This window comes from Mesorhizobium sp. M4B.F.Ca.ET.089.01.1.1 (assembly GCF_004022605.1).
Lineage (GTDB): Bacteria > Pseudomonadota > Alphaproteobacteria > Rhizobiales > Rhizobiaceae > Mesorhizobium > Mesorhizobium abyssinicae.
The window spans coordinates 1-5,660 of sequence record NZ_RZOS01000381.1 but is presented as its reverse complement, the minus strand read 5'-3'; the positions used below and the strand labels follow the sequence as shown (position 1 = coordinate 5,660).

Genomic DNA, 5,660 nt, shown 5'->3' with positions numbered 1-5,660 from the left:
GAACTAGGCTGGTATGTCCTATCTAGCATGAAGCCGCCTGGGGCAACCCGGCGGCTTTTTTGTTTGAGCGGAGATAATCTCCCCCCTTGAGGGGGAGATGTCGCCAAAGGCGACAGAGGGGGTCGGTTCGACTGGGCTCGACTTTCTTGCGGACGACAGATGGCGTTGGAGCTTCACGCGAAGCGACCCCCTCTGCCTGCCGGCCATCTCCCCCTCAAGGGGGGAGATTATTCCAAGCCGACGAAGCTCTCTTCCTCAACCACCTCGACGCCGCCCAAGCGAAACGGCGCGAATGACGCCCGGTGCAACCTTGCCACCGGGCCGTGCGCTTCGATCGCGGTGCGGTGGCGGACCGTTGCGTAGCCCATATGCACCTCGAAGCCGTAGCGCTCGTGGTGACCGCCGCAGCCGCACATCATGCGGTCGCGCATCACCTTGGCGACGATCGAGGCGGCGGCGATCGACTGCGAGCGCTGGTCGCCCTTGATCAGCGCGCGTCCTTCGCAAGCGAGACCGGGCGGCACGTCGCGGCCGTCGGCCAGTGCCAGCTTCGGCCGCAGCGACAGGCCTGCGACGGCACGGCGCATCGCTTCGAGGCTGGCCTTCAATATGTTGCTGCCATCGATGCCTTCGGCGCTGATCGAGGCCATCGACACGCCGAGCGCCGAGCCCAGGATCCTGGCGAACAGCGCTTCACGCTGCAGATGGGTGAGGCGCTTGGAATCGTCGAGCCCCTCGGGAATGTTGGCGGGGTTGAGCACCACCGCCGCCGCGACGACCGGACCGGCGAGCGGTCCGCGCCCGGCCTCGTCCATTCCCGCCACCGGCCACAATCCGTCGGCCATCGCCTTCGTCTCGATGGAGAAATCGGGTTTCTCGACGATTTCGAAGAGAAGCGGAGAATCGGAACGCGCGCGAGCCATGGTGCGGCGAGGTTCGCATCGGCTCCGATTCTCCGCAAGTCCCTCCGGGTCGGGGTGGGCGCGGACCGGGAGGGCACCGTCTCAAGGCCGGGGGACAGCCGGACGGGGTTCTTCTCGCGCCAGCCGGCGGTGGCCGGCGCGAGACCTTCAAAGCAGCATCAACTGCTCGGTGGCGTTGGCTGCGGCGACGAACTGGTCGGTCCTGAGCTGCCGCCGCTCGGCGTTGAGCCCGAGCCGCTTGGCGGTGATCTCGAAACGGCGGCCGATCTGCCAGGCATAGGGTCCGGCGCCCTTCATGCGCTTGCCCCATTCCGAATCGTAGTCCTTGCCGTCGCGCATCGAACGGATCAGCGACATCACGTGCCGGTAGCGGTCCGGATAATGGCGCAACAGCCAGTCCTTGAAGATCGGCGCCACCTCCAGCGGCAGCCGCAGCACGACATAGCCTGCTTCGCGCGCGCCGGCGGCGCGCGCCGAATCGAGGATGCGCTCCATCTCCGGATCGGTCAGGCCGGGGATGATCGGCGCGACCATGACGGAGGTGGGAATGCCGGCGTCGGAGAGCTGCCGGATCGCCTCCAGCCGCTTGGTCGGCGTCGACGCGCGCGGCTCCATCGTTCTCGCCAGCATGCGGTCGAGCGTCGTCACCGACAGCGCCACCTTGGCGAGCCCGCGTTCGGCCATGCGCGACAGGATGTCAATGTCGCGCGTCACCAGCGCCGACTTGGTGACGATGCCGACCGGATGGCCGCGCGCCTCCAGCACTTCGAGGATCTCGCGCATGATCCGGTACTGCTTCTCGATCGGCTGGTAGGGATCGGTGTTGGTGCCGATGGCGATGGTGCGCGGCTGGTAGCCGGGCTTCGACAGTTCCTTGTCGAGCATGCGCGCCGCATCAGGTTTGGCGAACAGCTTCGATTCGAAATCGAGTCCCGGCGACAGGCCCATGAAGGAATGCGTCGGCCTGGCAAAGCAGTAGACGCAGCCATGCTCGCAGCCGCGATAGGGGTTGATCGAACGATCGAAGGAGATGTCGGGCGACTCGTTGCGCGTGATGATGGTGCGCGGCCTCTCCACCTGCACCTCGGTCTTGAACGGCGGCAGTTCCTCCAGCGAATTCCAGCCGTCGTCGAACACATGCCGGCTGACCGGCTCGAAGCGGCCGGACGGATTAATGCCGGCGGAACGGCCGCGATTGCGGTCGGGCCGCACGCGCATGCCGCTCTGCTCGATCATCGCATTCGCCATCTCGGCTCTCCCGGCTCCGAAGGCTGCAATGTCGGCACGCACGATCTGTTCCATTTTCGCCCTCTCCCAAGGACTGTCAGCAGGCTGTCGAATCGCTCTGTTCATGAAACTATTCCTATTTTCTTGAAGAGAACAAAGCAAGAACTTTTTGTGCCGCGATGCAAAAACTGGCGCATAGCGCGGCTTTCCGCTATTCGGCTGGCAATGCTCACCGTTCTCATCGAAACCCTGAATGACGAAGAGGGCCTTGCCCGCACGCTCGCCTCGCTGATCGGCGGCGCGGTCGAAGGCGTGGTGCGCGAGGTCGTCGTCTGCGACACCGGCTCGACCGACCAGACGCACCGCGTTGCCGACCATGCCGGCTGCCACTATATCGCCGGCGGCATCGCCGCCGGTATCCGGCAGGCAAAGGGCGACTGGCTGCTGTTGCTGGAGCCCGGCGCGCGGCTGTCGGACGGCTGGATCGACGAGGTCGTGGCCCACACGGCGAGGGCCACCATGCCGGCGCGTTTTTCACGCGCGCGCGGCAGCCGCGCGCCGTTCCTGGCCAGGGTCTTTTCCGGCAACCGAGCGCTGGCCGAGGGGCTGGTCATCAGCAAGCGCCAGGCCACGGCGCTCGCGAAAAGCGCCCGCAGCGCCGAAGCCATCGCGCGCGGCCTGGCAACGAAAAGACTCGACGCGGAGATCTGGGTCGCGCCGCCGAAGTGATTTTTCCAGCGTTTTTGGGGGGAGAAGGAGCGCCGACAAGAACCTTGCCTCGCTCGGCAAGTACCATTTCGATCTCGACGACTGGCGGATGCTGAAATTCTTCTTCTACCTGAAGCCCTGCGATGCCGGCACCGGCCCGCATGTCTATGTGCGCGGCAGCCACAAACGCCGCAGCCTAAAGCACCAGCTGACGCTGCTTGTCGGCCATCCGGCGGATGAGGTGCTGAAGGTCTATGGCGACGACTGCCCGGTCACGCTCACTGGTGAAGCAGGTCTCGGCTTCGTCGAGGATCCGTTCGGTTTCCACATGGGCACGGTGCCTTCGCGCACGCCGCGGCTGATGATGGACGTCGGCTTCGGCGTCTCGCGCCCTTCGCGCCGGCGCTTCCACGGCGAGCCGGTCATCCGCTGAAGCGGCGACGCCGTCAGGCGGTCACCCGGCCTTGCCGCGTTTCAGGTGCTCGTCCAGGCGCGGCATGATCTCGACGAAGTTGCAGGGCATGTGACGGTAGTCGAGCTGCGCCTTGATGATGCCGTCCCAGGCGTCCTTGCAGGCGCCGGGCGAGCCGGGCAGCACGAAGACGAAGGTGGCGTTGACGACGCCGCCGGTCGCCCGGCTCTGGATCGTCGAGGTGCCGATCTTGTCGTAGGAGATGCGGTGGAACACTTCGGAAAAGCCGTCCATGCGCTTTTCGAAGATCGGTTCCAGCGCTTCCGGCGTCACGTCGCGGCCGGTGAAGCCGGTGCCGCCCGTGGTGATGACGACATCGACGCCTTCGTCCTTCGACCAGCCGAGCACCTTGTCGCGGATATTCTCCCGGTCGTCGGTGACGATGTCGCGCGCGGCGAGGATGTGGCCGGCCTCCGCGATGCGGTCGGCCAGCGTCTGCCCGGATTTGTCGTCGACGAGGCTGCGCGTGTCCGAAACCGTCAGCACCGCGATGCGCACGGGGATGAAGGGGCGGCTCTCGTCAATCTTGGCCATGGGCGTCGGCCTCCATGCTTCGCGTCGCGGCGACGAACCAGTCGGGATGGCGGCGCCTTATGTCGAGCGCCGCGCGCTTGGCGACATTGCCGGTCTCGAACAGGCCGAAGCAGGTGGCGCCAGAGCCCGACATGCGGGCAAAGCCGGCGTCGGCCTTCCTCAGCGCCTTGAGCGCTTCGCCGATCGCGGGCTGGATGGCGCGGGCGGCGGGCTCGAGGTCGTTGCGCGTCGCCTCCAGCCAGTTGCGGATGGTATGGAAATCGAGCTTGCCGGGCAGCGGCGGCAGCGCCTCGTTGTCACGGCTGGCCAGCGCCTTGAAAACCTCCGGCGTGGAAACCGCGATGCCCGGATTGACCAGCACCAGGGCGAGCGCGGGAAAGCCTTCGACCGCGGAAATCTCGTCGCCGACGCCGCGCGCGATCAGCGGCCTTGCCGCCAGGCACATCGGCACATCTGCTCCAAGCGACAGGCCGATCCGCGCCAGCTCGGCATCGTCGATGTCGAGCCGCCATGTCTGGACCAGTCCGCGCAGCACGGCGGCGGCATCGCTGGAGCCGCCGCCGACGCCGGAGGCGACCGGCAGGTTCTTTTCCAGATTGATGGCAACAGGTTGCGTGTCAAGCGATCCCGCTTCGCGGCGCAGTGCCTCGCGCGCCTTCACCACCAGATTGCTGTCGTCCGCTGGAACCGCAGGGGCGTATTTGCCTGAGATGGACAACCGGTCGGTCTCGGTCGGCTCGATCTCGACCCGGTCGCCGAAGCGGGTGAACACGGCGAGGCTTTCAAGCAGATGATAGCCGTCGGCGCGCCTGCCGGTGACATGCAGCGCAAGGTTGATCTTGGCAGGGGCAAGCCACGTGCCGGCTTGCGTCCCGGCATCCAACGTGTCGGTTGCTGACGAGATGGCGTTCAGTCCTTGGCCAGCCGGTATTCGCCGGTCTTCGGGTCCTTGACCAGCGTCCCCATGGTGCCGTTTGCCGCTTGTTTCTCGGTACGTCGGATCTTGGCCGTCACGCGCTCGGCTTCGCGGATGAAAGCGCGATAGCCGAAATAGGCGGCGGCGCCGATAACGACGAAGAAAATGATCTGCGGCATCCCAAAACTCCTCCCTCGAATAGGCGGCGAATGCGGCCGGTCGGGTCGGTCAAGCGGATATGCTAGACGCTTTCACCGCTTTTTCAAAGCCCGAAGCGCGCCCACAGCGCGCGCTCTTCCGCCGCATCGACGACGCCGCTGGCTGCGGCGGCCGCGATGTCGGGCGCCGAAAAGCGCGAGCCGAACAGGCCGAAGCGGCCGAACAGGCCGCGCGGCACGGTGATCAGCTTCAGCTGGGTCTTCGCCCCGAAGCGGGTCTTCAGAACGCCCCGCATGTCGCCCAGCGCGTCGACGAGGCCGAGCTCGAGACCCTTCTTGGCGGTCCAGAACAGGCCGGTGAACAGATCAGGATCGTCCTTCAGCCTGGTGCCGCGCCGCTCCTTGACGAGGTCGATGAAGGTCTCGTGCACTTCAAGCTGCAGCGCCTTCAGCCGCTCGACATCTTCCTTCTTCTCCGGCTTGAACGGGTCGAGCACCGCCTTGTTCTGGCCGGCGGTGTGGACACGCCGCTCGATGCCGATCTTTTTCATCAGCTCGGGAAAACCGAACGAGGCGGAGACGACGCCGATCGAGCCGACGATCGAGGACGGATCGGCGAAGATCTCGTCGCCGGCGACCGCGATCATGTAGCCGCCGGAGGCGGCCACGTCCTCGACGAACACCAGCACCTTCTTGTTCTTCTCCACCGCGAGGTCGCGGAT

7 protein-coding genes and 1 pseudogene are annotated in these 5,660 nt (G+C 66.0%); 2 read left to right on the top strand and 6 right to left on the bottom strand.

Annotated elements, in window-relative coordinates; genetic code table 11:
* Window positions 1-227: 227 nt before the first annotated feature.
* On the bottom strand, window positions 228-923 hold the full coding sequence (locus tag EN780_RS26290) for a ribonuclease HII (RefSeq protein ID WP_127284236.1): 696 nt from the start codon (window positions 921-923) through the stop codon (window positions 228-230).
* A gap of 147 nt (window positions 924-1,070) precedes the next feature.
* A complete protein-coding gene (locus tag EN780_RS26285) occupies window positions 1,071-2,225 on the bottom strand; it encodes a PA0069 family radical SAM protein (RefSeq protein ID WP_128275748.1) in 1,155 nt (384 codons plus the stop codon).
* A gap of 150 nt (window positions 2,226-2,375) precedes the next feature.
* Here EN780_RS26285 and EN780_RS26280 point away from each other — a divergent pair, with 150 nt between their 5' ends.
* Window positions 2,376-2,879, top strand: coding sequence for a glycosyltransferase (locus tag EN780_RS26280; RefSeq protein WP_128275747.1), 504 nt, complete (start codon window positions 2,376-2,378; stop codon window positions 2,877-2,879).
* A gap of 31 nt (window positions 2,880-2,910) precedes the next feature.
* A pseudogene (locus EN780_RS26275) lies at window positions 2,911-3,291 on the top strand (hypothetical protein); the annotation flags it as partial.
* Between the two features lie 21 nt (window positions 3,292-3,312).
* On the opposite strand, the gene moaB reads toward EN780_RS26275, so the two are convergent.
* The 4 genes from moaB to EN780_RS26255 all read right to left on the bottom strand — a co-directional run.
* Entirely contained in the window at window positions 3,313-3,864 is a 552-nt protein-coding gene (moaB, locus tag EN780_RS26270) for a molybdenum cofactor biosynthesis protein B (protein ID WP_128275746.1), read from the bottom strand.
* A complete protein-coding gene (locus tag EN780_RS26265; protein WP_128275745.1) occupies window positions 3,851-4,747 on the bottom strand; it encodes a 4-(cytidine 5'-diphospho)-2-C-methyl-D-erythritol kinase in 897 nt (298 codons plus the stop codon). Before EN780_RS26265 ends, moaB begins: the two co-directional genes overlap by 14 nt.
* Window positions 4,748-4,773: 26 nt before the next feature.
* Window positions 4,774-4,959 (bottom strand): hypothetical protein, encoded by a 186-nt coding sequence (locus EN780_RS26260; protein ID WP_127284240.1) that lies wholly within the window; start codon window positions 4,957-4,959, stop codon window positions 4,774-4,776.
* Window positions 4,960-5,042: 83 nt separating this feature from the next.
* Window positions 5,043-5,660: S49 family peptidase (locus tag EN780_RS26255; protein WP_133372723.1), on the bottom strand; the 618-nt coding region annotated here is incomplete at its 5' end.

Coding starts and splice junctions, on each gene's coding strand:
- moaB (WP_128275746.1), bottom strand. CDS start 3,864: ATGGCCAAGATTGACGAGAGCCGCCCCTTCATCCCCGTGCGCATCGCG.
- EN780_RS26280 (WP_128275747.1), top strand. CDS start 2,376: ATGCTCACCGTTCTCATCGAAACCCTGAATGACGAAGAGGGCCTTGCC.
- EN780_RS26285 (WP_128275748.1), bottom strand. CDS start 2,225: ATGGAACAGATCGTGCGTGCCGACATTGCAGCCTTCGGAGCCGGGAGA.
- EN780_RS26260 (WP_127284240.1), bottom strand. CDS start 4,959: ATGCCGCAGATCATTTTCTTCGTCGTTATCGGCGCCGCCGCCTATTTC.
- EN780_RS26290 (WP_127284236.1), bottom strand. CDS start 923: ATGGCTCGCGCGCGTTCCGATTCTCCGCTTCTCTTCGAAATCGTCGAG.